The organism is Colwellia sp. TT2012 (assembly GCF_001440345.1).
Taxonomy (GTDB): domain Bacteria; phylum Pseudomonadota; class Gammaproteobacteria; order Enterobacterales; family Alteromonadaceae; genus Colwellia.
Genome location: NZ_LJYX01000006.1, coordinates 774,193 through 799,011 on the forward strand (window position 1 = coordinate 774,193; position 24,819 = coordinate 799,011).

Below are 24,819 nucleotides of genomic sequence, written 5' to 3' on the forward strand. Positions count from 1 at the left end.
AATCAACAGCTTACTATAACTAGGATTCATTAATGAGAATTGCAGAGTTAAGAAACCATCCTTTTCTACTTTTAGTGTTAAAAGACGGAGAAAATGACGGCTATTTTTCTTCGGAGTTTATCCATAAGAGCAAACAACAATTAGTTGATATGTCTTTGCGTATCGCCTCGGATAATTTATCGATAATTTATGCGGATCAAATTAAAAAAGGCTGTGAAATTGTTCTCGGTATTACCAATTTAGGTTTGTTAGATTTGTGTGATAACGATGCCGATAAAGCAAAAGAGATCATCAAGACTCAAGGCATTGTTTATTGTTTTAGAGCAGGTTGGGCTAAATATGCCCAATTAAAGAAAGTATCACCAGCATTTTTTGAAGGTATTTCGATCAGCAGTTATGCCTTAGCAATTAACGATACCGCTGACATTAGGCTTATGCATAACAATTTTATGAAAGAAAGCTATAAAAGTGCCAAGCTATTAGATGTTTATAAAAGCATTGCCGCGCGCTATAGCGCTAATGCCCTGCTGATTGAAAATGATGAAAATATACTGATATTTGAGTTACAACGTTTTCTTAATTCCGCGATTGCCTTATTACTGATCGATTCTGATAAAAAAGTATTTACCAGTTCTTTATATCAAAAGTTTAACACTTATCTGCTCAGTACAGAGAAAGACTTACTGCTGGAAAAGTTGGCGACTTGTATAGTAAAACTGACCGAGCAACTGTCGATACCCACTAGAAGTTATTTGCAAGAAATTGAGTTATTAGACTTTACTGAATTTAAGAGCATTATTAATCAACAAACTGATATCTCTATTTTTATTCAAGAAATATTAGAACTTCCTATAACACTAGCGGCCGAATTGAATGATGACTTTGAGGGTGGCTATGATTTTCATAGTGACGATGAAGATGATATCGCTTATTTAAGGCCAGATGTAGAAGAAAGCCCATAGCATTATTATAGTTTTAGGTAAGTAAGTACCAGTAAATGCATGTTTATTCAATTATGTGTTTGTTAAAGCCGACTTGGTGTTTTTCTATGGGCAAGCCAAGTCAGCCATCCCCCTTTTCATGCAGTCATCCCTCAGGCCGTAATGATCACTCTTTTCTAAAGTTCACTAAAGTCCCAGCTATAGGCCAATTAATTACTATAATTAAATTCTAATACTTGTAGCCAGTGGTTAATTGTCTAATGATGCTAATGAAGCAGACACTGTTAACTCTCTTTCTTTTCTTGTTTTTTTCCTTTGCTTGGGCTAATTATGAGAAAAGCCTTATCGAAAAATTAACCACGATAGAGTCGTTAGTTGTCTCTGAGCCTGAACAGGCACTTACCGCAATAGAGCAGTTAACAAAGAGCAAAGTAAAGTTAACGACAACACAAAGAGTTGAGATAATTAGGCATAAAGCGGTAGCTAATACTTACTTAAATCATCATCAAGTAGCACTTAAAACCATTGAAGAAGTAAAGGAAATCGCCAATTTAGCAAGTGATAAAATTTTTCTGTGGCATTACTACAACACAAAAGCCATTGTTTATTGGCATATGGATAGTATTGAAAAGTCATTGAGCACCCACTTAGAGGCCTATGGTGTAGTAAAAAGCATTACCGAGTTCAGTACTTATCAAGCTATTAGTGAAGGAAATATTGGGTATGCTTTTATCAAATTAGGTTTTTATAAACAAGCGGTTACTTATTTAGAGTCCGCGTTAGTAATAGTGTTAATGAATGATAATGTTGCTGTTTTGGCGTCAGCCTATAACAATCTAGGTGAAGCCTACTTAAAGGGGGGCAATTATATAAAATCTTTTGAGATGCTTGAAAAATCACTGGCGATACGACTTGAGCATAAGTTGACATTTCATTCCTCATTTTCTTATCAAAATATTGGCCTGCTTTATTACCAGAAAAAAAATTATCAGCAAGCAGAAACGGCTTTTAATAAGGCCATTGAAATAAGAGAGCAAGCGGGTTTTGTCAAAGGTTTATTGGTTAGCAAGTTAGCCTTAGTTAAGGTCTATATTGCCAGTAATAAATATGTATTAGCACAACAAGTGATTACAGTAGTGATAGTGACAGCGAAAACACAAAAAAACAATACCAGTTTATCAAAGGCTTATGACCTACAACGACAGATATATGCTGATAGCCAAGATTACCAAAGCGCTTATCAAGCCTCTTTACTTTATCAGCAAACCTTAGAGCAGGTGATCACACGTAAAACCAGCGATAAACTGGCTAGTTACCTCAATACATCGGAGTCAATTTATAAAGATCTCAATATATTAAAACTAAAAAAGAATGCTGAAATTAAAGCGCTGCAAGTTAATAGTGAGCGACAAAAAACAAAAATCATGCTTATTTCTGGTTTTTGTATGGTAATTCTTCTGGCTGTTTTTTTATGGACAGTGCAAAAGAGTAAAAAAGTCATCGCAAAAACAAACGCTAACCTATCTTTAACCTTAACTCAATTGCAACAAACTCAAGAGAAGCTCGTTAAATCGGGGAAAATGTCGGCGCTAACGACCTTAGTTTCTAGAATGGCGCATCAAGTAAATACTCCTTTAGGCATAGCCGTTACCGGGGTATCTCATATCCATGAAAAAGTTGAATGTTTTAGGAAACTAATTGCGGGGGGAGGGGTGAAGAAGTCAGAGATTAATTCGTTAATGGCTGACTTGAACAAAGGTTGTGAATTGTCTTCAAATTCTATAAATAAAGTCGCTGGCTTAATTAGTCAATTTAAAATGATTTCTGAAAATTTGGAGGCGGAAACGCAACAAGAGTTTGAAATTTTTGAACATGTATCTAAGCATACTGATTTAATTTTAATCTTGCTTAAACAAGATAAGCCCATCATTAATATCTCAGGCAGCAAGGTGCGGATATTAGGCTATCCAGAAGCATTGAATAAGGTTTTTAGCCAATTAATTGCTAATTCTATCGATCATGCTTTTGCGGATACCCTAAGCCCAGAAATAAATATTGAGATTGCTAAAGTAAAGGATCAGCTTGAAATTACTTATCAAGACAACGGTAAAGGCATTGATTCAGCGATGGTGAACGATGTTTTTGAACCCTTTTATACCACGACTATGGGCAATAAAAATTTGGGTATTGGACTAAGCATAGTATACAACCTAGTGGTGCAACTTATGCTGGGTAATATTCAATGTATACCCAAACAAGAGAAGGGCATCATGTTTTGTATCACTTTACCCCTGAAGGTAAAGTCAGCTTAGTTTAATAATAATGAGTTAAGGTGTGTGGCTTAGATACCTAAATCATGACACCATTGGCTAGCGTTGAGAAACTCTTGCTGAATGACTTGTTTGTTTAAGGCATTACTGGTAATTAATTGGTTAATATCACCATTTTTTCCTGAGATGAACGCAGTTGTTAACTTCAATAACTCGCCTAAGGGGCCTGCTTGTTTTAGTAACGCTTGTTCAATGGGGGGAGCCAAAGGCATGGTTTTGATTATTTGGGCCATGGGTATGGCCAACATCACTTCAATGGCACTGAGTAAACCGGTGATAAAAGCAAATTCACTCACCGATTGAAAGCTATTACTATGACTTAGCTCTGCCATCATTTTTCCGGTTATGAGTGCCTGTCGGCACACTTCATCTGCAGTATCTGATGTTAAATTTGATAGCGCTAAAATAGCGACAAATTGGCATAACTGATCATCACCTAAGTAGACCGCTGCTTGTTTTAGCGAAGTGATTTCAACCCTAGAGCCAGTTGAAACATTATTGACCATTTTCAGTAAACCTATACTGAGGTTGACATCGTGACTGATAATTTTAGTCACTTCGTCATAATTTATAGGTCTATTAAAGGTTTCACTTAATAACTGTAGCATTTTGGTTTTTTGGCTGGTTAGTTTTTGCCCCGCGACTATTTCCGGTTGATGATAAAAATAGCCTTGGAAATAGGTAAAACCGATTTCGACTAGAGCTTGTCTTTGGTATTTTGTTTCAACTCTTTCCGCGGCCAGCTTTATATTATAAGGCTTCATTCTAGGCAAGGCAGCAATTATCCGTTTGGGATTAATTTTTTCTAAGTTTACTTTTATTATGCTTATATAGGGAAATAACACGTCCCAGTGAATCGCTAAGTCATACTCAGTTAAAGCTATTTGGTAACCCTTGCCATGGTAATAGGCAATAATTTTCAATAAGTTTTTTGTCGGTTTTTTATGACCAACCAATTCAATCACTATGCTACTTTTATCAAACATTAACGGGTATTTATGAATTAAAGAGTACTCTGTGAAATTGATAAAGGCGACCTTGCCCATGCTTAATGTTTGTATATCACTATAAATATGGTTTTGGATAATTAATTTAGCGCTGGCTACGTTGGGATCTATTTCTGGGAATTTATTGTCAGGACTATCTCTAAAGAATAGCTCATAGCCAATGGTTTCTAACTTATGGTTTAATATGGCTTGGCGAGCAATATAGGTTTTTTTCATGGAATATTAGTGGTTGAACTGCTTTAGTTAACTATACACTTAACAAAGCGAATGAGTGATATTTTCAAGTGTTTTTTAGTAAAGCTACTAGGAAATACTCGGACAAAAATATTTTCGGAAATAGGCAAAGAAACTGAGTTATTCACCCGTTTTACTACAGTGGCTGGTGAGTGGCGTACCTGATGAAATAAAGCAGCGCCATATTAAACATTGTACTGCGGCGGATGCTGCATGGCGCAGGGATCAAAGGGGCATTAAATTTATAAGCCCGTATTAAAAAAGATTGATGAAATGAAAAAAGCGAGTACTCGCTTTTTATTTTAAGCTTATTTTAACGTTATTTTAAGTCAAAGCGATCTAATTGCATCACCTTAACCCAGGCGGCAATAAAGTCATTAATGAACTTTTTATCGGCATCGTCTGAGGCGTAAACTTCGGCAATGGCTCTCAATTCTGAGCTAGAGCCAAAAATCAAATCCACCGGGGTTGCTTGCCACTTTAGCTTGCCTGACGCGCGGTCATGACCTAGATAAATGCCAACGTTAGCTTCATCTTTACTCCAGACGGTCGACATATCCAGTAAGTTGACAAAGAAGTCATTGCTTAATACACCTGGTCTATTGGTGAATACCCCGTAAGATGAGCCGTCATAGTTGGCATCAAGTGAACGCATACCTCCAATAAGGACCGTCATTTCAGGGACATTTAAACCAAGCAAGTTGGCTTTGTCCACTAGCATTTCAGCGGGTGACATATAGCTCTCATCCGTGTAAAAATTACGGAAACCATCGGCTTGCGGTTTTAAGTAATTAAAGGATTTAATACTCGTTTGTGCTTGGAACGCATCAGCACGACCAGGAACAAAGGGCACGGTAACGTCAGTTCCGCCTTGTTTGGCTGCATTTTCGATGGCGGCTGCACCAGCTAAGACGATTAAGTCAGCGAGTGATACTTGGCTCGAAGACGATTGCTTATTGTACTTAGCCTGAATCTCTGCAAGTTTATCTAATACCTTGTTTAACTCTTTCGGGTTATTTACCGGCCAGCTATTTTGTGGCGCAAGATTGATACGAGCACCATTGGCACCACCGCGCATATCAGTGACTCTATGACTTGACGCTGACGCCCAAGCCGTTCTTACTAACTCAGCTGTGGTTAAATCCGAGTTAATAATTTGCTTTTTAAGCTTACTGATATCCTGGCTGCTAATCAGCGGCTGTGTTACCGCCGGTATAGGGTCTTGCCAGGTTAACACTTCACTTGGCACGTCTGCGCCAAGATATCTTGCTCTAGGGCCCATATCTCTGTGGGTTAACTTAAACCAAGCTTTAGCAAAGGCCTTATCAAACTCAGTTGGGTCATTTCTAAAACGCTCAACAATTTTACGAAAACTCGGGTCTTCCTTTAAGGCAATATCGGTAGTGAACATGATGGGTGCATGACGTTTATTGGCGATATGGGCATCCGGCACTAAATTAGCGGCTGCTTTATTGTCAGGAATCCACTGCTTGGCACCGGCAGGGCTTGTAGTCAGAACCCAATTAAATTTCATTAGGTTGTCTAAGTAGTTAGAGGACCACTGCGTTGGGGTAACCGTCCAAGCGCCTTCTAAGCCACTGGTGATGGTATCTGCGCCAACGCCTGTGCCACAGTTGTTTTTCCAGCCTAGGCCTTGGCTTTCAATCTCCGCTGCTGCTGGCTCTGCGCCAATACATTCACTCGATTTTTTCGCGCCATGAGCCTTACCTAAGGTATGGCCACCGGCAAGTAATGCCACTATTTCTTCATCATTCATCGCCATTCGGCCAAATGACATTCTGATATCTTGAGCGGCTAACAGTGGATCAGGATTGCCATGTGGCCCTTCCGGATTAACATAAATCAAGCCCATTTCTACCGCGGCCAGTGGGCCGGTTAAGTTACCCTTTTTATCTCGGCGCTTATCAGTAAGCATGACTGTTTCTGGTCCCCAGTAAACTAAATCGGGTTCCCAGTCATCTGTTCTGCCACCAGCAAAACCAAAGGTTTTAAAGCCCATGGACTCAAGGGCAACATTACCGGATAGCACCATTAAATCAGCCCAAGAAATTTTACGGCCGTACTTTTGTTTAACGGGCCATAATAATCGCCGCGCTTTATCTAAATTGGCATTATCTGGCCAACTATTTAGCGGGTTGAATCTTTGTTGTCCACCGGATGCACCACCACGACCATCGTGCACGCGATAAACACCCGCACTGTGCCACGCCATGCGTATCATCAATGGACCATAATGGCCCCAATCGGCAGGCCACCAAACTTTTGAATCGGTGAGCGTGCTTTGAATATCTTCTTTAAGCTGTGTTAAATCAAGGCTGGCAAACTCTTTGGCATAATTAAATTGTTCGCCGTAAGGATTTGATTCTGCGCCATGTTGGCGCAGTGAGCTCAGGTCTAGTTGTTCAGGCCACCAAAATTGATTGGTTTTTATGTCATTTGCAGCCAACGCCGTTGTAGGTAGTAGCAGTGATGACAGCGCAAGTGAAATTGCCGCGGCAATAGGTAGTGTTTTTTTTAACATATGGATATTCCTCTGACGGTATTAATAAGGCTAAATTTATTGATATAAAGTGTAGAAGTGAGCAGGTTTTTTTTCAAATTGATTAACTTGAAGATAAGCTTCTATTTTTTCAATGCTCAAAGAAGTGACTAATTTTACTTTTATGATTAAAATCATATTTATGTTCAATAAAAGCTAACATTAAATTTTCATTAGGTAATCATTAAAATATGATCACATTAAAACAACTGCACTATGCCTTAGCCATTGAAAAAACTTTACACTTTAAAAAGGCGGCAGAGGCGTGCAATGTCTCTCAATCAGCATTAAGTACCGCAATAACTGAACTTGAGAAACAGTTAGGGGTTATGGTATTTGAACGCAATAATAAACAGGTATTAGTCACCAATAAGGGGCAATTAATACTGGATAAAGCCAAAAAAGTGAAGTTGGAGTTAGACGAACTGTTACAAATAGCGCAAAGCGATCAACAATACTTTTCGAGCCCAATGGCCATAGGGGTGATCCCGACCATTGGCCCTTATCTGTTACCGAAAGTCTTACCCGAAGTCAGAAAACAGTATCCGAGCTTTAAATTAAAAATCATTGAAGAACAATCACATATATTAGTTGATAAGGTGCGCACCGGGGAAATTGATGCCGCTATACTGGCATTACCCTATCCAATAGAGGGGTTAATAAGTTTTGATTTTTGGCAAGAGGACTTTTATTGGGTTTGTCATAAAGATGAATGTCCGGAAGACGTTAAGGAAATTACCAGTGAAGAGTTAGAGCTTGATAAGTTGATGTTGTTAAAAGACGGTCATTGTTTAAAAGAGCATGCCTTAGCGGCTTGTCGATTACAAAACAAAAATCAATACACAGATTTTGATTCCGCCAGTTTACATACCTTAATTCAAATGGTCGCCGGTAAGCTAGGTACCACGCTAGTACCACAAATGGCATTAGATCAATTAACCTATAATGAATCAGAGCTGAGGGCTATTCATTTAAATGAACCCGGCCCACATAGAACCATAGCCTTAGTGATTAGACCCAACTATGTCAGGACCAAAGAGTTGACCATGCTAAAAGATATTTTTACTGAGCAATTAACCGATAAATGTAGTTTGCCTTAGTTCGATAAGGTACTTTAGTTTAATCGAAGTATATATTCGATATTGTTAAATTTACTGAATGATGAGAGTGGTGCACACTAGGTTCATCTTAAATAAACAAGGTGAACATTTATGAAAAGTATAATTAATCGTGTAATTAATCAGGTGGTTAGTACGGTAACAAGCAATATAAAATTAATTTTCACTGTCACGGGCGTTAAAAAATCTGTCCTTAATTGCAACTACTCCAATAATTATTATGGTGATCAGTATTGCCAGCAAAAGAGTAAATAAAACGGCTGACTATTAAGTCGGCACGGGTATATATGTTTCAGAGCCAGGTTCACCACAAGAAACTAATGATCCAGTTGGTGGTACGCATAACTAATAATGAAATTGTCGAGAATAAAATTCATACCAGTATAGAGGTTTAAGGTATAATATTTATACTTTAAATCAGCTAAGTTAATTGCTGGTTTCATGCTGAGATAACTCATTTTGGGTTAATAGTTTAATAGATAAGTAGTAGCTATGGCTGAGATACGAACAAGAATTTCATTAAAGATAGGTCCAAATAGTGACATTCCCGCTGAAATGGTGTCATTTAAGGATCTAGTTTCTGATAAAGAGCATGTTGCCTTGGTTTTGGGTCAGGCAGATACCTTGCAAAAAGTCCCTCTTGTTAGAATTCACTCTGAATGTTTAACTGGCGATGTTTTTCATTCATCTCGCTGTGATTGTGGTGAGCAACTTGATGAAGCGATTGCTCTTATGGCAGCTGAAGGGGGGGTAATTATTTATCTACGCCAGGAAGGCCGTGGTATTGGCTTATATAATAAGATTGATGCTTACAAGTTGCAATCCGAAGGAATGAATACTTACCAAGCGAATAACCATTTAGGTTTTGGTGATGATCTGAGAGATTTTACCGAAGCTGGACAAATGCTAGAAGCACTCAATATTCATCATTTGAAATTACTGACAAATAACGATTTAAAAGTTAAAGCGTTAACTGATTATGGCTTAAGGGTTGCCGAAGTTATCAGTACATCAACCTTTATTAAGGAAGATAATGTAGATTATCTCAAAGCAAAAATATCTGATGCGGGTCATAAATTGACATTAGATTAGTATTTTAGCTAAAAATAGCGAGGCAACGCCCTATTTTCTAAGATTGGGCTTTCATAATATACCAGTGCCACTTGTTTTTATTACTAACGCATAACCACTTATAAGCCTCGCTGCCATTCTTGTCTTAAGTTTGCCGTACTTGGCTGCTGTAAAGCCTGCCTTACTTGCCCCAAAAGCGCTTCCTTATCATGGCCTAAGACCCCTTTAAGTATTAAGTAGTTGGAGGCATGATCAGAGCGGAAAATGGTTTTCTCTAACTCAAGCTCTGATAACAGTACTTCCATTTCGCTAAATAACTCTTGCTGCGTTAATTGACGAAAGGGCTGCAATGAAGCTTGGCTGAACTTTTGTGCAAAGCGTTGTTCACCCAAAGGGAAAGACACCACCAGTGTTGATAAGTAATTAGGTTGCGCTTCATTCATCAATTTAGCTGAATTGATGGCGTGCTGACGTGATAGCTCAGGGCCGCCTAGACCATTTAAAATCATTACTGAGCTTTTCATACCCGCTTGTTTGATTTTCTTTAAGGCAATTAAGGAACTCTGGTAAGTCTCACCTTTGTTAATTAACGCCAGTACTTCATCGTCACCACTTTCACAGCCGATATACATTAACTTTAACCCTAAGGCTTGCAACTCAGCTAATTGTTCTACTGTTTTATTACCTAGGTTTCGCGGTAAGCAATAACTAGAGACCCGACCTACTTGTGGTAAATGCCGTTTGATTAACTCGAGAATTTCTTTTAAACGCTTGAACGGCAACATCATGGCGTCACCGTCAGCTAGGAATACCCGTCTGGTGGTAATACCTGAGTCAGCAACTTTGATAATTTCTTGCTCTATTAAGTCAATTTTCTTTGGTTTGAATTTTTTATTTTCGCTGGTATACATATCGCAGAAGGTACATTTATTCCAAGAGCAGCCATTAGTGATTTGTAATATTAGGCTTTTCCATTCACTTGGTGGGCGAAATACCGGTTCAATATAATTCAAAGGATACATAATAATTTCTGCTTAGTTAGGCGCAAGCTAAATGCGTAATTAATGACTCTACTGGGTCTTGTACTTAGCTTACTTTGTTAAAAGTAGTTTATCAGATATAGCCTATTTCATTGACTAATTTAATCCTAAACTCTACCTGTATATGATAACCCCATAATAAGATTACGGGACAATCCCCCAATCCCGCCATCATAAATGAGTTCGTTATTTGTACAATTAATCTAATTATCATTATCATTAGACCGCCAACTCAGCTATAATGCGCGACTTGAAAAATCCATGATCACTTTTTCGTTCGGAGTATAGGCTTATCATCACAACAAGTAATATCACCATGCAATTTGGCGCAGAGCCTTTGTTTGAAAATATCTCGGCTAAATTTGGCAACGGTCACCGTTACGGTTTGATTGGCGCAAATGGCTGTGGCAAGTCTACCTTTATGAAAATACTCAGTGGTGAGTTAACGCCAAGCTCAGGCAATATCTCGGTCAGTACCGGTAACAAAGTAAGTACTTTGGGCCAAGATCAGTTCGCATTTGAAGAATTCAATGTTATTGATACTGTGATCATGGGTGATATGCCTTTATGGAAAGTAAAGCAAGAACGTGACGCTATTTATGCCCAAGAAGAAATGAGTGAAGCCGATGGCATGCGCGCGGGTGAATTAGAAAGTGAATTTGCTGAAATGGACGGTTACACCGCTGAAAGTCGCGCCGGTGAAATCTTATTAGAAGCCGGCATTGATGAGTCTTTTCATTACGGTTCCATGCAACAAGTTGCCCCAGGTTGGAAGTTACGTGTTTTGCTTGCTCAAGCATTGTTTGCCAACCCTGATATTTTATTACTCGATGAGCCGACTAACAACTTGGATATTCATACCATTACTTGGTTAGAAGGTGAGTTGAACAAACGTAAATGCACCATGATCATCATTTCTCATGATAGACATTTCCTTAATGCTGTTTGTACACATATGGCCGATATTGATTACGGTGAATTACGTATTTACCCAGGTAATTATGAGTTTTACCTAGAGCAGTCTAGTTTATTACGTGAACAGTTATTATCAGGTAATGCTAAAAAAGTGGAAGAAATTGCCGAGTTACAAGACTTTGTTAACCGCTTTGGTGCCAATGCTTCAAAAGCGAAACAAGCCAGTTCACGCGCTAAAAAAATGGACAAAATTAAATTGGATGATGTGAAAGCATCAAGTCGGATTAGCCCTAAACTGGCCTTTGCCCCAGGTAAAAAAATGCATCGCCAAGCCTTAGAGCTGGAAAACCTAGGTCATGGTTTTGATGGCAAAGTGTTATTTGAAAAGGGTGACTTATTGCTAGAAGCAGGTGCCAAGTTAGCCATTATCGGCGAAAACGGTGTCGGTAAAACCACCTTGTTACGCTGTTTAATGAGTGAATTAGAACACAATGAAGGTGTGGTTAAGTGGTCTGAAAATGCTTCAGTGGGTTATTGCCCGCAAGATAGCGGTTCTTTTTTTGATAACGACTTAACGCTAATGGATTGGATGTCACAATGGCGTAGACCTTGTCACAACGATTTAAGTGTTCGTGGTATGTTAGGGCGTTTATTGTTTACCGATGATGATGCCAACAAAAAAGCACGTAACTGTTCAGGTGGTGAGAAGAACCGCTTGTTATTTGGTATGTTGATGATGGCAGATATTAATGTCTTGATCATGGATGAACCAACTAACCACATGGATATAGAAGCGATTGATGCTTTAAATAACGCCCTTAAAGCGTTTGAAGGTACACTAATCTTTGTTAGCCATGACCGTGAGTTTGTCTCAAGCTTGGCGACACGTATTATTGATATTAAAGATAAAAAATTAGTTAACTTCCAAGGTTCATTAGATGAATACCTTGCTAGTCAGATAGAAGCCAAAAAAGTAGCATAATAGTTAATGGTTAACGGTTAATTGTTAAGAAAACAACTGACACACGCTATTTTATTAGCGAGTGTCAGTTTTGACTTCAATGATACTTGTATACTTGAATATAGCCTTAATTTTATTGAATAACTAACGCTCAAAAATATATTTATTACTTTATCCGTGAATTAATTGTTGTTTACTTGATATTGCTTTAATAACCGGGCGACACTATTTTTAAATAAGGTGTCTGAGGTCTTAATTGGCGCTGTGTGTTGAGTAATAGCATGACCTAAATATAAGCTATAAAGTTCATAGGCTATAGCATCGCTTGTAATTTCGGCGGTTAACTTTTTTTGTTCAACACAACGCACAACTCTATGGGTGAGGTAGTTGAGCAATCTATTTTGTTGCTCAATGGTAAAGGTTCGTACTTTCGATGCGGGCCTGTTTTGAAATTCAACCACAGCCTTGATAAAAGGGCAACTTACTTGGTGCTCTTTAAACATCTCACTGGTCCAGTCGGCCCAGTTTTCTATTAGCCTAATTAAATGATCTAATGGATCTTCTCGCCACGCTGTTTTGATCACTCGCTCTCTAAATAAGTCTTCACCATATTGCAAGATAGCTATTTGCATATCTTCTTTATTTTCAAAGTGCGAAATAACATCCGTCCTTGATAAATTACATAATTTAGAAACCCTGCCTATGGTGATGTCGGCAAGGCCATACTGGCTGCTATATATTATGCTTTGCTTAAGTATTTCTAAACGGGTACGTTCGCCTTTATTCCTGAATACCAATTCCATTAATTTTGTTACCAGCTCAGAGCTGTCTTTGTAGGATAATAACAAATAAAATTTATGATGGTCTAGTCATTCTAAATAAAATAAATTTGTGCGGTTATTCTTTTACCAAGAAGCCACCAAGGGCGAGTGTAAAAGGCTTGTATGCATCGGTATTTATTTTGGATAAATGCTGCCATTCTCGGTAATCAATGCCTTGCCTAAAAGCCTTTTAATTCTCGCTGAGTGGCAAGAAAGTTATTGGACTTGGTATTAGCTAAGACCTGAGTGATGTTATTAATAACGTTAGTATCGCTTAGAATTTTGCTATGACCAAGTCCTTATGTTGCAATCAAGGTGTTTTTTTCTTGTTGCAAGAAACGGGTAACGTCGGTGAAGGGCGCATATCTATCTTGACGGTCGTGAATGAAGGTGATGTTTAATGCTAACTTATCTCGGTTGTTTTCTGTGGATAATTGCTGCCATGTTTTGCCATGTTTATGGCTAATACTTTCTAATACTCGGGTCAGTAGCTTTCTTGAAATCCCCGCTTGTTCTACTTTTTCAAACATTAATTAAAAAAAATTGATGGGGGATGAAATTAGGATTATTTTTTTGTTGGCCAGTAAATAACTCGGCAGGTTTAAGGTCGCAATAGCGCCCATAGAATGAGCAATAATGGCGTCAACCGTGATACGCTCTTCATTAAACTGTTCGATGAGTAATTCAAGAGTTTCAATAAAACTAAGTAGATGTGATTTGTTACCAGATGATCTGCCATGACCAATATGATCAATGGCGGCAACAATATAACCTTGCTCAGTTAAGGAGAGGATCATTTTTTGAAAGCTGTTACTAGTATCTCCCCAGCCGTGGCTGATAATAATTACCTGGTTACCTGAGCCAAACAGGTTTATGTGAACAATACCCATTGATGTTTGTAAGTTTAGCTCTTTATCTGGTTTGATTTGTTCAAAGTCATATTTACGTCGACTATAAGGTTTCATCAATATATTTTCGCCCAAGAAGGAGCTAAATCTAGGCGCTAGTGTGCTCAATATTGCGGTGAGCGCTCGTCCAATAGAAGATAAAGCAAATTTTGAACCGGTATTATTAAAGTAACTAAACTTCATTTTTATTATCCGTAAAATAAAATAGTACAACTGTGTTTTGTAATAGTTCGACTGTACTATTTTGTAAAGGGCAATATTATTATTGACTGTGTCACCAATTGACGAATGGTTAATGAATTATCGGTTATGAAAGCTCTGTTTTTCTGTAAATGATCCTGAGCAGGAGTTGGCTAGTAAGAGAAGGTTAGCAGGATGAGCTTATTAAGGGGGACCGGGATAAAGGTTCCCGGGCTTCAGTTTTATTAGTAAGCAGACTGTATAAATTATGTTTATTTTGAGTATTAATGTGGCAGCTTAGCGTCCTTGCTAGTTGATAATATCATTTTCATTAAATTTGTGTTCTTGTTGTGCTCAGGAAAAATATTTCAGGACAAGGCGTTCGATAGACCAATAGCTGGCTTATGTGGATTGAGAGCAACCTAGTCTTGGGATCTTTTAACCAGCATAAGTGGGCAACAACTTAGTGAAATTGGTATAAGCACATCATAACTATTTCTTAATGTACTTATCTCTAATTTTATAAACTGCTTGTTTACTGATACCAAGTGCTTTGGCTATGGTGACACCGCCATCACCGCTAAGTAATGATTTAATGGCTTTAACTGTTCTCGTGTTCTTATCTTCTGCTAGAAAGAGCTCAATGGCTTTCTTGTTCATGGCGACCACTCTACTGATATATTTTCGGGTCTAAGATACTGTGCATTGGTCAACTTATTGCCATATTACTAAAGGACTCACCTTGATTGATTAAGTTATCTTTCTAGACTTCTTAACTATAACTGTTGCCGGCTTAGTGTTGGATGGCTCTGGTTTTACCCATTTAACCGCAGGGGCAACAAGTTTTTCATCTTGAATCTTGTTGTATATCTCTTCACGGTGTACAGATATGTCTTTAGGTGCATCAATGCCAATGCGTACTTGGTTACCTTGTATGGCTAATATTGTTAGGGTGATATTATCACTAATGATGAGTGATTCACTGATTTTTCTGGTTAGTACTAACATTGCTTATTCCTTATTCCTTATTGCTTGTCATGAAGTTATGTGTATTTACCGGAACCTCGGTTCATTGGCAACGGATGTTATAGTGTAGACAACCAAAAGTTAACTGCTGTGGTGTCGTGTTTTGTTTCGAACTGTTGTCAAATGTATATAACTTGAGTATAGCTCTTGCTTATAGCGGGGAATACCGGGATAAATACTCCCAGACTTCAGTTTTATTAGTAAGCAGACTGTATAAATTATGCTTACTTTAATTATTAATATAGCATATTAGCAGACTTTGCTAGCTGCTAGCTTTACATTTCTTCAGGTCATGGTAACTATTTTTAGACGAGTGAGTACATTATAGATTTTCTTTTGCTAAATTTTCACTTAATGAATCATCCTGTGGCAAGCGCTTGTTAAATTCCCGTCTTAGAAAATAAAAGCTGACCGATGCTTGAATACATACTGTGGTTACCGAGACATACCAAAGCTGTTCAATTTGAAAGTCCTCTTGCTGTGATAGCCACAGGGCAGGGAGGATAAAGGTGATTAAACGTGTGGCTGTGCTAAATAAAGCCGGCATGGTATTACCTAGGGCTTGAAACATGCCAGAGCAGGTAAAAACTAACCCTGATGGCACAAAGTTCCAACAGATAAGCTGTAAAAAAACGACACTAATTAATAACACTTCTTGGTCATTAGAAAAGGCTTGCACCATCCATTCAGCTTGGCTTAAACAGGCTAGGGTGAGTATTGCCATCAATGAGCAGGTCATAATGGCAGACCAAGTAAAGGTTTCTCTCACTCTTTGGTATTTTTTTGCGCCAAAATTTTGCCCCGCAATTGCCGGCGCGGCAAAGGCAATAGCCATGGCCGGTAAAAATAACGATTGCATTATACGCGATCCCAAGCCAAATCCAGCTTGTGCATCCGCGCCAAAGGGTTGAATTAACCAATAAATAGTGCCCATATAAACAAACATTAAAAAGAACTCGCCACCGGCAGGTAAGCCAATAGCGAGTAGTTTTTTTATGCGCGCTGTATCAACTCGCCAAAGAGAAAAGTCGACGCTGACGTATTTCTCTGCTGTTTTAAAGTAATAACATAAAAGAATGACGGCAAAAACAACGGATATTGAACTCGCTAATCCTGCACCGGCAATCCCCATGGCATAGCCAGAGCCCCAGCCGGCAATCAATATCGGAGACAGGAGTATATTAACTAAAATAGAAAGTGTTTGAATGATCATAGTTGGCTTAACAATACCAGTGCCACGCAATGCTGAGCTAATCGAAACCATAACAAACTGCAATGCCATACAGGGAATAAACCAATGCAGGTAGGTTAAGCCCATCTGTACCGTTGCTAGGTCTTGTGAGATTAAATTGAGGTAAGCTTCGGCGCCTAAGTAGCCAATAATACAAACTACTAGGCCCGTGACGGTAGATAACATCATCGACTGGTTGAACGTCAGGTTAGCATCTTCTCTGTCTTTTGCGCCAACTGCATGAGAGATAAGTGCTGCAGTACTAACATTGAGTATTTGGGTGAGTGCAAAGATTAAAAACATAGCATTACCCGCTAAACTCAATCCTGCTAGGGCAGCAGCGCCTAATTTACCAATAAAATATAAGTCGACGATAAAATATAACGTTTGGATAAACATGCCTATCATCATGGGTAATGCCATGTTAATTAGATGTTTAGGGATTGAGCCTTGAGTAAGATCTTTCATGGTCGATGAAATCCATTGGTGACTGAAAAACTGAGAAGAAAAGAGGCAAACAGCCAAGCGCTATTAAGCGTATCTAACGGAGTAACATAGCGCATTTGTTTGCTTAAATAAATGCCAACCCCCTAATAACAGAGCACTAGCAGTAATTAATTATCTGCTCAGGTTATTTAGAGTCAATGCCACCATAAAGGTCAATGGTGAAGCCAGGTTGCTGGGCATAATCTTTTTGGGTTAAATTCAGGTACTATTCAGGTATTTATTTAGATAGCGAATGAAATGAGCTTGATCAATAAAACCAAACGGGAAAGCAATATCTACCCAGTTAAGGTCACTGTGCTGGCGTTGATATAAAAACGCTAATATATCCTCCAGCTTGTTAATCGATTGACATTGTTTAAGGGCTAATCCGGTTACTTTTAAAAAGCTGCGCTCTAAGGTACCTTGCGAACAGTGCAGGCTTGCCCCCTAATTCATTAATCGCCGTATTAGCCCGTAGCGGCAGCACTTGCGTTGCGGATACAACTGACGCATAGCTAATATCATCATGAGAATCATCAAGCCGGAGAGTGAAGCGCTACCACCATGAATATGAGTTTCTTGGTAATATTCAACATACTCAATATCATAATCACTACTCTCCAAGGGTAAAGCATATAAACTATTACTGTCATCACTGCTATAAGAAGCAATAATATTTGTGTAACCAACTTCATATAAATCGATGAGTACATCGTAATGATTAGGATTAAAGCCTTGGCTTAAGGTGCTATAGACTTCAAAAGCATCCTCTGAGCTTTCACCCTGAATAACAAAACTGTCGGTAGTGTAGTAATGCTGCCAAGGGCCGCCGTTTTCGCTTAAGTATAACTCGGCATAGACAACAGCCACATCATAAGGGTTATAGGTAATTAAATCGGCATCAAAGGTGACACTAAAAGTTTGATAGTAACCATCTAAATCATGGTCTGCTATTAACTGTGCATAGCCTTCATAAATGACAAAATTACCGTCACTGAAGCTTCTACTGGTATTGTCTACTTTTGGGTTATCAGCTATTTTCTTAAATAATCTGGCTGATATATGTTTGTGAGCTTGTTGTTTTTTTTGCTTGATAACTTCATCGCGTGTGCGGGCTAAGGCTTTATTTTGTGTTTGGTCGCTATCGCCAAGTATGACTCTATGCTTGATGGCTTGCATCAGTTGCTCTGCTGATAGCTTGTTAGAGGCGCTTGCTGATTGGCCGATAGAATAACTTTGCTCAGCAAAACTTGGCAATGTCATTAACAGCAAGGTTAACATTAAGCTTAACTGCAAGCTGGAGACTAGTATGGGGGATAACCTTGAACTTATGGGTGATGCTAGTTTTAATGTCAGTTGTGAAATAACATTTCCGGCCTTATTTAATGACTCTCTGGCAGATAAATGTCTGGGTAAATTGTTCATCATTAAATCCTTGTTACGTTGCTTGATACCATTAAAGCGCAAGTTAGATGAACTCAAGCTGAACATCTTGATAACTCCTAGCACAGCGACTAAGAAAATGTTCAGCCCTTGTTCAGCTAGTATTTCGTATCATTAAGGGAAACTTGGTTTATTTGCGAGCAGCATTCTTTTACACTGAGTGTTATATAGTATTATCTGCATTAGGGTTTGAGATGAAATTACGCGTTTTTTTATTAACACTGTTTATGAGTGTGCTGACCTTAAGCGCCAGCGATGCTTGGTCGGCAGAGAAGCAGGTTAATAAACAAGGCAATAAAAAGGTTATTAGCTCAAAACAAGCGGCAAAAATAGTACAAAAACAATATGGCGGTAGGGTGTTAAAAGTTAATAAACAAAAAAACAATGCCGGTTATCGAGTCAAAATTGTTAAACCTAATGGGCAGGTGATCTCTAAAAAGGTCAATGCTAAAACCGGTAAAATAGAAAAGAACTAGCTCCAGGGATAATTACCATGCGTTTGCTTTTAGTTGAAGATGATCCAGCCTTGCAGCATGAACTGCAACAACAATTAGTACGGCAAAATTACTCGGTCGATGTCGCTGCTGATGGTGAAATCGCTTTATTTCAAGGCCTTGAATATGACTATGATATTGCTGTGATCGATTTAGGTTTACCTAAAATGGACGGTACTACTGTGGTTAAAAAATTAAGAGAAAAAGGCCGAAACTTCCCCATTTTAATTCTTACCGCCCGGGATCGTTGGCAAGATAAAGTAGCCGGTTTAGATGCTGGCGCTGATGATTACCTCACTAAACCTTTTCATATCGAAGAACTCAGCTCTCGCTTAAATGCGTTGATCAGGCGCTGCGCGGGTAAGGCGAGTTCGACCATTAATAATGGTCCCTTTACTTTAGACACGGCTACCTCGCAAGTATCAGTAGAGCAAATAAGCGTTAATTTAAGTGCTCAGGAATTTAAAGTGTTTAAATATCTCATGTTGCACATAGGGGAAGTGGTTTCGAAAACCACCTTAACGGAGCACATATACGATCAGGACTTTGATTTAGACTCTAATGTTATCGAGGTCTTTATTAGACGTTTACGGAAAAAACTTGACCCTGACAGTAAACATAATTTTATTGAAACTAAGCGTGGTCAAGGCTATCGTTTAATTGACTTTACTGCTTAGGTATTTTCTTGCTGCCATTTTTAAAGCCTCGAATTAAAATTTATTTAAACTCTTTCTTCAATTCCCTTAAAGTACGTTTGATGGTGAGTCTACTGGCTATGGTGCTTATTATATTGCCCACCGTTGCGTTTATCATCATGAACTCATTTGAGAAACACATGGTGGGCAGCATAAAAAATGAATTAACTGCCTACAGCTATACCATTTTGGCGGTGGCAGAAGTCGAACAAGCTAGGCTCATCATGCCGGAAGCATTAATTGAAAATCAGTTTAATGTTAGTGATTCAGGCTTATATGCTTTTATCTCGCAGCAAGAGAGCAAGCAAGCGGATACAAATAATACGCTAAATAAGAAAAGTCTACATAACAAAAGTACCACTTTATGGCGCTCGCAATCTTTGCTTACCCTTAACTTACCCAATAAACTACCTAAACAATTAGTAACCCTGATAACGGGCGAAACAGCTTTTACTCGCATTGAAATTAATAGCTTACCGCATTTTATTTATAGCTATGCAGTAAGTTTTACTGATGATGAGCATAGCTTTCCCATGACGGTTCATATCATCAAAGATAAGCAAAGCTACTTACAACTCATTAGCGATTTTAAACAGCAACTTTGGCTTGGTTTAGCATTCTTAATGGCCATTATATTTTTGCTGCAACTGGTCTGGTTAATGTGGACACTAAAACCATTATCGACTTTAGAGCAAGAAGTTAAGGCGATTGAACAAGGTAAAGCACAAAGGTTAACGAGTGTTTATCCCAAAGAGTTATCGCCACTAACCACGCAGTTAAATCAGTTATTAGCGACTGAAGAAAAGCAAAGGCAACGTTATCGTAATGCTTTATCTGATCTTGCCCATAGTTTAAAAACACCCTTGGCAGTTTTACAAGCACAAAGCGATATTTCTGTGGTTAACCAAGAGCAAATTAATCGCATTAATTCAACCATTGACCATCAATTAAAGCGCGCACAAAGTGCTGGACATTCTTCTTGGCTGTTGGGCATTGCCGTAAAACCCGTGGTAGATAAGTTACTTAAGACCCTAGCTAAAATTTATCATGATGAAGATAAAAAAATAATCAGCAAGTTAACAGATAAACTGACCTTTAAATGTGATGAAGCGGATCTGCTTGAGCTGTTAGGTAATTTATTGGATAACGCTTATAAAGCAGCAAAAAGCGTTATTATGCTAACGGTCAGCCAGCAAGGTGATGTGTTAGTTATTTGCATTGAAGATGATGGTATTGGTATTAAAAAACAGCAAATCAGCCAAATACTAGAGCGCGGCGTTCGTGCGGATACTTATCAAGAAGGACATGGTGTTGGCTTAGCAATAGTGCGCGATCTAGTGGCCAGTTATCAAGGCAAGCTGCACATTGGCAACTCTGCAGCATTAGGCGGGGCAAAGTTTACCCTTACTTTTACAAGTATGGGCTAATGAATAACTAGCCAAAATATTATTCAATACCCAGCAGTATATCTTCAGCTGAAATTTTTCCTGTGTTTGATATTGTTAGCTGATTGATTGATGTTATTACTTGTCTTACTATTGAAAAAGTAATAAAGAACCCTATATCATTGAATATCTTAGTAGAGTGATTGTTTTCATGTGGCGTAAATTAGCAGTAATGTTATTTTTATTAGTATTAGCTCAAACCGCTAGTGCTTTGCCGATCTCAGAAAACATTGCTGATGACTCAGCTAATAATGTCTCCATTGCTCAAATTGACCAGCAAACAGCTCCATTTTTCGATAGTGATGAACCTGAAGATGTCTTTAATTTACCAAGATTAAATAGGCTTACTCCCTCACTATTTACTGCTGAAGTACAAACATCACCAAACTATGTATTAGTGGTCGAGTTTTTCAAAATAAAGCTAACGGCAGGTTTGTTTAAAAACCTGGCGAATCCACCGCTGATAACGCCTTGGTTTGAACAATTAAGTCACAAAACTAACTCATCTCGACTTTCCGGCTGGAAAGACGGTAACTTCTTGTATGCATCGCGCACTACTTACCACAGCTAATTCATTACTATACCCAAGCTACTTCAAGATGCTCGTTCAGGACGCCTGAGCGATTCATGATCAAGACGTGTATTTTATTAATGGTTGTTCAGGATAATATGCTCCTGCATTATCTATTAAGCTGCATCCATGCAGCGTCCTTAATGAACTACGCAACGATGAACGTGATTTGATCAGACGTCCCAGAAGGGCTGGTTTAGAAGCGCTTTATCCATCGTTATTGATTTCGATAAGGGAATAACCATTTTCTTCAATCAATGCCTTGTTTAAAGACGCTTCTAATTCCAGCTGAATCCTGCATCTTGAGGTTGCTTGGGTATACACAGTTTAATTAAATTCTACATTGGTATTTTTTGAACTGTAAAAATCAACTATTCCCCCTTTTTCCAATACTAATGGTAAACCATCAGTGACTTGCCGTATTTGTTTTTTATTATTTAAACTTTTTATTTTATTGAAAAATTTCAATGAGAAAATTGAGTTATAGCAACTCCGGTAAGTCTACATTTAGAGATTTTATGATGAATTCACGGACAACTAAGCAGGAAAAACCTGCTAAATGGCAAAATATTGTCATTCTTTTGATATTACTATTTATGCTTATTAGCGCATTACCCAACTTGTATTCTGATAAGGTGACTATCCACCTTACACATAACACTCATTCCCAACAAATGTCATCTCAAGGTATTGTTACTTTACTTAGTGAGCATAAATTTTCTGTTGATGAAATTCGAATATCTACAGCAAGTACCTCGATTACTTTAGCTAATAAAGCTGATCAGCAGGCTATTGAAAAACTGTTAACACAAGAGCTAGGTGAAAATTATGCCATTACAAGTTCAATAGAAAACACAGCTCCAGCATGGCTTAAATTATTGGGCGGACAACCAATAAAATTAGGTTTGGACCTAAGTGGTGGTGTTTTATTTGTACTTGATGTCGATACTGAACGAGCATTAGCGGATCGGCTAAAAGGTATTGCTCTAGAAATTAGGTCATTAGCGGTAGAGAGCCGCATCCGTATCGACAAAATATCACAACCGAATAACCATTCTATTATTATTGATTTTGCCCTAACTAAGCAAAGCACTAAGCAAAAAAATATAGATAAGCTGTTAAGTGAAATTAAGAAAAACCATCCAGAATTAACTCAAAATAAACGGGATGATAATCAAGTTTTTTTGACTTACTCCTTACCAGAGCAAGTCAAGTTTCGTCAAGATACGATGCAGCAAACGCTTAAAACCATGAGAGGGCGAATAGAGGAGTTAGGCATCACCGAAGCGGTTACCCAAAAACAAGGAAAAAATAGAATTCGCATTGAGTTACCTGGTGTCCATGATCCCGAAGCCGCCAAAAGGATTATTGGCGCCACGGCTTCACTAGACTTTTATCAAATGGCTGCCAATTCAAATGCTGTCGGTATTATTCAAATGCTTGATGACAATGGCCAAAAGCTAAGATTGAATGCTCAGGTGGTATTTTCGGGGAGCCATATTAAAAATGCTAAATCAGGTAAAGATGAAATGGGCATGCCATTAGTCAACCTGACGTTGGATAGTGTTGGCGGTAAGAAAATGTCTATGTTCTCTAAAAAGAATATTGGCAAACCAATGGTAACGGTATTTTCTGAGTTTTATCGGGATGCGAAAGATGAAATGGTTAAGAAAAGTAAGGTCATTAATGTAGCCACTATCCAACAGCATTTAGGCTCACAATTTAGTATTACCAACATGTCTAGCCCACAAGCGGCACAAGAACTTGCTTTATTATTACGAGCGGGCTCTTTGACTGCACCAGTAACCATAGTAAAGCAGCGTAGCATAGAAGCGACTCTCGGCGAGGATAATATAGCGCATGGAATTAAAGCGTTAACCATAGGCATTGCTTGTACTTTATTGTTTATGACCTTTTGGTATCGCACCTTAGGCGTTATCGCCAATGTAGCATTGGCATTAAATTTAGTCAGTTTACTTGGCTTAATGTCACTGCTTCCAGGTGCTGTACTGACACTTCCTGGCATAGCCGGTTTAGTGTTAACAGTAGGCATGGCAGTTGATACCAATGTACTTATTTTTGAAAGGATAAAAGAAGAGTTAAAGCGGGGGCGCCAAGTACTATCTGCAATTGAAAGCGGTTATAAAAGTGCATTCTCAACCATTCTCGATGCCAATATTACGACCTTGATCACCGGGATAATTTTATATTCCATCGGTTATGGTCCGGTCAAAGGTTTTGCCATCATTTTATGTTTAGGAATCTTAACCAGTATGTTCACTGGGGTATTCGTCTCAAAGGCGTTAACCAACTTATTGATTCGTGATAACAAGGCGCAATTACTTGGAGTTAAATTATGAATAACCTCACTTTAAAGCTAACAAAAAACTTGAGTAAGCTTCGAATTATAAGTGCCTATTTTGCTGCAGTAATGGTGCTAATTTCTTTATTGGGTTTATTTAGCCACGGACTTAACCTTGGTTTAGATTTCACTGGCGGATATTTAACCGAGTTCTCTACTCAACAATCGATAACTCAGCATAAAATGTCAGGGTTATTAACGTCATATTTACCCGATTCATTTCAGTTATCTTCTGCTGATAATGGTACCCATTGGAGCGTACAGCAAGCGGATAATGATATTAGCTTAAAAGGAAAAACATGGTTAAGTGAATTTTCGCAACAAAGCGGCTTAACGATCACCCCACAAGACTCCATTTATATCGGTAGCCAAGTAGGTGAGGAGTTAATTAACCAAGGCGGACTGGCGTTATTAACTGCCGTGATGGCGATACTGCTCTACTTATCTTTACGGTTTGAATGGCGCTTGGCTGCAGGCTCTGTCATTGCACTTTTCCATGACGTGATTATTGTACTTGGATTCTTTGCCTGGTTTGATATTTCATTTGATTTAACCATTTTAGCAAGTTTACTGGCAATTATAGGTTATTCACTAAATGATTCGATTATTATCGGCGACAAGGTTCGAGAAATAATGAAAAGAACGAAGGATAAAGATATAGATAGCATTATTAATCAGGCGATAAAAGCAACCGTAGCTCGCACCTTGATAACGTCTGGAACTACGCTGACTACGATATTATCAATATGGATTTTTGCTGGTGAATCGTTATCTGGCTTTGCTATTGCGCTATTTTTAGGCGTCTTAGTGGGTACTTTTTCCTCAATTGCTATTTCGGCGACTGTGCCTCAATTATTAGGACTTACCGCCGATTATTATCAAAAAAAGGAAGAGGATGTTTGTCCATTACCCTAATTGAACTTAGGGCGAATTTCTAGTTTTAGGGTATCTAGCGACTGACTCTATGGTGGATAGCTAGA

At 38.5% G+C, this 24,819-nt stretch carries 20 protein-coding genes and 1 pseudogene; 11 read left to right on the forward strand and 10 right to left on the reverse strand.

Annotated elements, in window-relative coordinates; genetic code table 11:
- The first annotated feature begins 32 nt into the window (after positions 1-32).
- Both ASU03_RS05075 and ASU03_RS05080 read left to right on the forward strand, forming a co-directional pair.
- Positions 33-962: a hypothetical protein gene (locus ASU03_RS05075; RefSeq protein ID WP_057830765.1), complete on the forward strand. Its 930-nt coding sequence runs from the start codon at positions 33-35 to the stop codon at positions 960-962.
- Between the two features lie 248 nt (positions 963-1,210).
- Positions 1,211-3,253 (forward strand): tetratricopeptide repeat-containing sensor histidine kinase, encoded by a 2,043-nt coding sequence (locus ASU03_RS05080; RefSeq protein ID WP_197411197.1) that lies wholly within the window; start codon positions 1,211-1,213, stop codon positions 3,251-3,253.
- Between the two features lie 29 nt (positions 3,254-3,282).
- Here the strand turns inward: ASU03_RS05080 and ASU03_RS05085 are convergent, their stop codons facing one another.
- Positions 3,283-4,494, reverse strand: a complete 1,212-nt coding sequence (locus ASU03_RS05085) for an EAL and HDOD domain-containing protein (protein ID WP_057830767.1) — start codon at positions 4,492-4,494, stop codon at positions 3,283-3,285.
- A 337-nt stretch (positions 4,495-4,831) separates the two neighbouring features.
- A complete protein-coding gene (gene katG, locus ASU03_RS05090) occupies positions 4,832-7,054 on the reverse strand; it encodes a catalase/peroxidase HPI (protein WP_057830768.1) in 2,223 nt (740 codons plus the stop codon).
- A 209-nt stretch (positions 7,055-7,263) separates the two neighbouring features.
- Here katG and ASU03_RS05095 point away from each other — a divergent pair, with 209 nt between their 5' ends.
- A complete protein-coding gene (locus ASU03_RS05095; RefSeq protein WP_057830769.1) occupies positions 7,264-8,172 on the forward strand; it encodes a hydrogen peroxide-inducible genes activator in 909 nt (302 codons plus the stop codon).
- A 510-nt stretch (positions 8,173-8,682) separates the two neighbouring features.
- Positions 8,683-9,282, forward strand: coding sequence for a GTP cyclohydrolase II (locus ASU03_RS05100; protein ID WP_057830770.1), 600 nt, complete (start codon positions 8,683-8,685; stop codon positions 9,280-9,282).
- A 98-nt stretch (positions 9,283-9,380) separates the two neighbouring features.
- Here the strand turns inward: ASU03_RS05100 and ASU03_RS05105 are convergent, their stop codons facing one another.
- Entirely contained in the window at positions 9,381-10,283 is a 903-nt protein-coding gene (locus tag ASU03_RS05105) for a radical SAM protein (RefSeq protein ID WP_057830771.1), read from the reverse strand.
- A gap of 310 nt (positions 10,284-10,593) precedes the next feature.
- On the opposite strand from ASU03_RS05105, the gene ASU03_RS05110 reads away from it, so the two are divergent.
- Positions 10,594-12,198 (forward strand): ABC-F family ATPase, encoded by a 1,605-nt coding sequence (locus ASU03_RS05110; protein WP_057830772.1) that lies wholly within the window; start codon positions 10,594-10,596, stop codon positions 12,196-12,198.
- A gap of 161 nt (positions 12,199-12,359) precedes the next feature.
- Here the strand turns inward: ASU03_RS05110 and ASU03_RS05115 are convergent, their stop codons facing one another.
- The 7 genes and pseudogenes from ASU03_RS05115 to ASU03_RS05140 all read right to left on the reverse strand — a co-directional run bounded on the left by ASU03_RS05115 (position 12,360) and on the right by ASU03_RS05140 (position 18,320).
- Entirely contained in the window at positions 12,360-12,980 is a 621-nt protein-coding gene (locus ASU03_RS05115) for a TetR/AcrR family transcriptional regulator (protein ID WP_057830773.1), read from the reverse strand.
- A gap of 317 nt (positions 12,981-13,297) precedes the next feature.
- Positions 13,298-13,528, reverse strand: coding sequence for a hypothetical protein (locus ASU03_RS05120; RefSeq protein ID WP_057830774.1), 231 nt, complete (start codon positions 13,526-13,528; stop codon positions 13,298-13,300).
- Positions 13,529-13,531: 3 nt separating this feature from the next.
- Positions 13,532-14,089, reverse strand: coding sequence for an alpha/beta hydrolase (locus ASU03_RS05125; RefSeq protein WP_057830775.1), 558 nt, complete (start codon positions 14,087-14,089; stop codon positions 13,532-13,534).
- A 489-nt stretch (positions 14,090-14,578) separates the two neighbouring features.
- Positions 14,579-14,746: a hypothetical protein gene (locus ASU03_RS20585; protein WP_157465814.1), complete on the reverse strand. Its 168-nt coding sequence runs from the start codon at positions 14,744-14,746 to the stop codon at positions 14,579-14,581.
- A 183-nt stretch (positions 14,747-14,929) separates the two neighbouring features.
- A pseudogene (gene csrA, locus ASU03_RS21385) lies at positions 14,930-15,094 on the reverse strand (carbon storage regulator CsrA); the annotation flags it as partial.
- Between the two features lie 340 nt (positions 15,095-15,434).
- Complete coding sequence (locus ASU03_RS05135) at positions 15,435-16,811, reverse strand: MATE family efflux transporter (protein ID WP_082627151.1); 1,377 nt, start codon at positions 16,809-16,811, stop codon at positions 15,435-15,437.
- Positions 16,812-17,276: 465 nt separating this feature from the next.
- Positions 17,277-18,320: a choice-of-anchor H family protein gene (locus ASU03_RS05140; protein ID WP_231731491.1), complete on the reverse strand. Its 1,044-nt coding sequence runs from the start codon at positions 18,318-18,320 to the stop codon at positions 17,277-17,279.
- A 146-nt stretch (positions 18,321-18,466) separates the two neighbouring features.
- Here ASU03_RS05140 and ASU03_RS05145 point away from each other — a divergent pair, with 146 nt between their 5' ends.
- The 6 genes from ASU03_RS05145 (at position 18,467) to secF (ending at position 24,754) form a co-directional block, all read left to right on the forward strand.
- Entirely contained in the window at positions 18,467-18,748 is a 282-nt protein-coding gene (locus ASU03_RS05145) for a PepSY domain-containing protein (RefSeq protein WP_057830776.1), read from the forward strand.
- 17 nt (positions 18,749-18,765) lie between these two features.
- Positions 18,766-19,443, forward strand: coding sequence for a response regulator transcription factor (locus ASU03_RS05150; RefSeq protein ID WP_057830777.1), 678 nt, complete (start codon positions 18,766-18,768; stop codon positions 19,441-19,443).
- Between the two features lie 80 nt (positions 19,444-19,523).
- The gene (locus ASU03_RS05155) at positions 19,524-20,888 is read left to right on the forward strand and encodes an ATP-binding protein (protein ID WP_057830778.1); all 1,365 of its coding nucleotides are present in this window, start codon (positions 19,524-19,526) and stop codon (positions 20,886-20,888) included.
- A 169-nt stretch (positions 20,889-21,057) separates the two neighbouring features.
- Positions 21,058-21,477 (forward strand): hypothetical protein, encoded by a 420-nt coding sequence (locus ASU03_RS05160; RefSeq protein WP_057830779.1) that lies wholly within the window; start codon positions 21,058-21,060, stop codon positions 21,475-21,477.
- Between the two features lie 521 nt (positions 21,478-21,998).
- Positions 21,999-23,837: a protein translocase subunit SecD gene (secD, locus tag ASU03_RS05165; RefSeq protein WP_082627173.1), complete on the forward strand. Its 1,839-nt coding sequence runs from the start codon at positions 21,999-22,001 to the stop codon at positions 23,835-23,837.
- The gene (gene secF, locus ASU03_RS05170) at positions 23,834-24,754 is read left to right on the forward strand and encodes a protein translocase subunit SecF (RefSeq protein WP_057830781.1); all 921 of its coding nucleotides are present in this window, start codon (positions 23,834-23,836) and stop codon (positions 24,752-24,754) included. Before secD ends, secF begins: the two co-directional genes overlap by 4 nt.
- Positions 24,755-24,819: the final 65 nt, after the last annotated feature.

Coding starts and splice junctions, on each gene's coding strand:
- secD (WP_082627173.1), top strand. CDS start 21,999: ATGAATTCACGGACAACTAAGCAGGAAAAACCTGCTAAATGGCAAAAT.
- secF (WP_057830781.1), top strand. CDS start 23,834: ATGAATAACCTCACTTTAAAGCTAACAAAAAACTTGAGTAAGCTTCGA.
- ASU03_RS05140 (WP_231731491.1), bottom strand. CDS start 18,320: ATGTTCAGCTTGAGTTCATCTAACTTGCGCTTTAATGGTATCAAGCAA.
- ASU03_RS05105 (WP_057830771.1), bottom strand. CDS start 10,283: ATGTATCCTTTGAATTATATTGAACCGGTATTTCGCCCACCAAGTGAA.
- ASU03_RS05085 (WP_057830767.1), bottom strand. CDS start 4,494: ATGAAAAAAACCTATATTGCTCGCCAAGCCATATTAAACCATAAGTTA.
- ASU03_RS05160 (WP_057830779.1), top strand. CDS start 21,058: ATGTGGCGTAAATTAGCAGTAATGTTATTTTTATTAGTATTAGCTCAA.
- ASU03_RS05145 (WP_057830776.1), top strand. CDS start 18,467: ATGAAATTACGCGTTTTTTTATTAACACTGTTTATGAGTGTGCTGACC.
- ASU03_RS05120 (WP_057830774.1), bottom strand. CDS start 13,528: ATGTTTGAAAAAGTAGAACAAGCGGGGATTTCAAGAAAGCTACTGACC.
- ASU03_RS05100 (WP_057830770.1), top strand. CDS start 8,683: ATGGCTGAGATACGAACAAGAATTTCATTAAAGATAGGTCCAAATAGT.
- katG (WP_057830768.1), bottom strand. CDS start 7,054: ATGTTAAAAAAAACACTACCTATTGCCGCGGCAATTTCACTTGCGCTG.
- ASU03_RS05080 (WP_197411197.1), top strand. CDS start 1,211: ATGAAGCAGACACTGTTAACTCTCTTTCTTTTCTTGTTTTTTTCCTTT.
- ASU03_RS05095 (WP_057830769.1), top strand. CDS start 7,264: ATGATCACATTAAAACAACTGCACTATGCCTTAGCCATTGAAAAAACT.
- ASU03_RS05135 (WP_082627151.1), bottom strand. CDS start 16,811: ATGAAAGATCTTACTCAAGGCTCAATCCCTAAACATCTAATTAACATG.
- ASU03_RS05125 (WP_057830775.1), bottom strand. CDS start 14,089: ATGAAGTTTAGTTACTTTAATAATACCGGTTCAAAATTTGCTTTATCT.
- ASU03_RS05075 (WP_057830765.1), top strand. CDS start 33: ATGAGAATTGCAGAGTTAAGAAACCATCCTTTTCTACTTTTAGTGTTA.
- ASU03_RS05150 (WP_057830777.1), top strand. CDS start 18,766: ATGCGTTTGCTTTTAGTTGAAGATGATCCAGCCTTGCAGCATGAACTG.
- ASU03_RS05115 (WP_057830773.1), bottom strand. CDS start 12,980: ATGGAATTGGTATTCAGGAATAAAGGCGAACGTACCCGTTTAGAAATA.
- ASU03_RS05155 (WP_057830778.1), top strand. CDS start 19,524: ATGGTGAGTCTACTGGCTATGGTGCTTATTATATTGCCCACCGTTGCG.
- ASU03_RS20585 (WP_157465814.1), bottom strand. CDS start 14,746: ATGAACAAGAAAGCCATTGAGCTCTTTCTAGCAGAAGATAAGAACACG.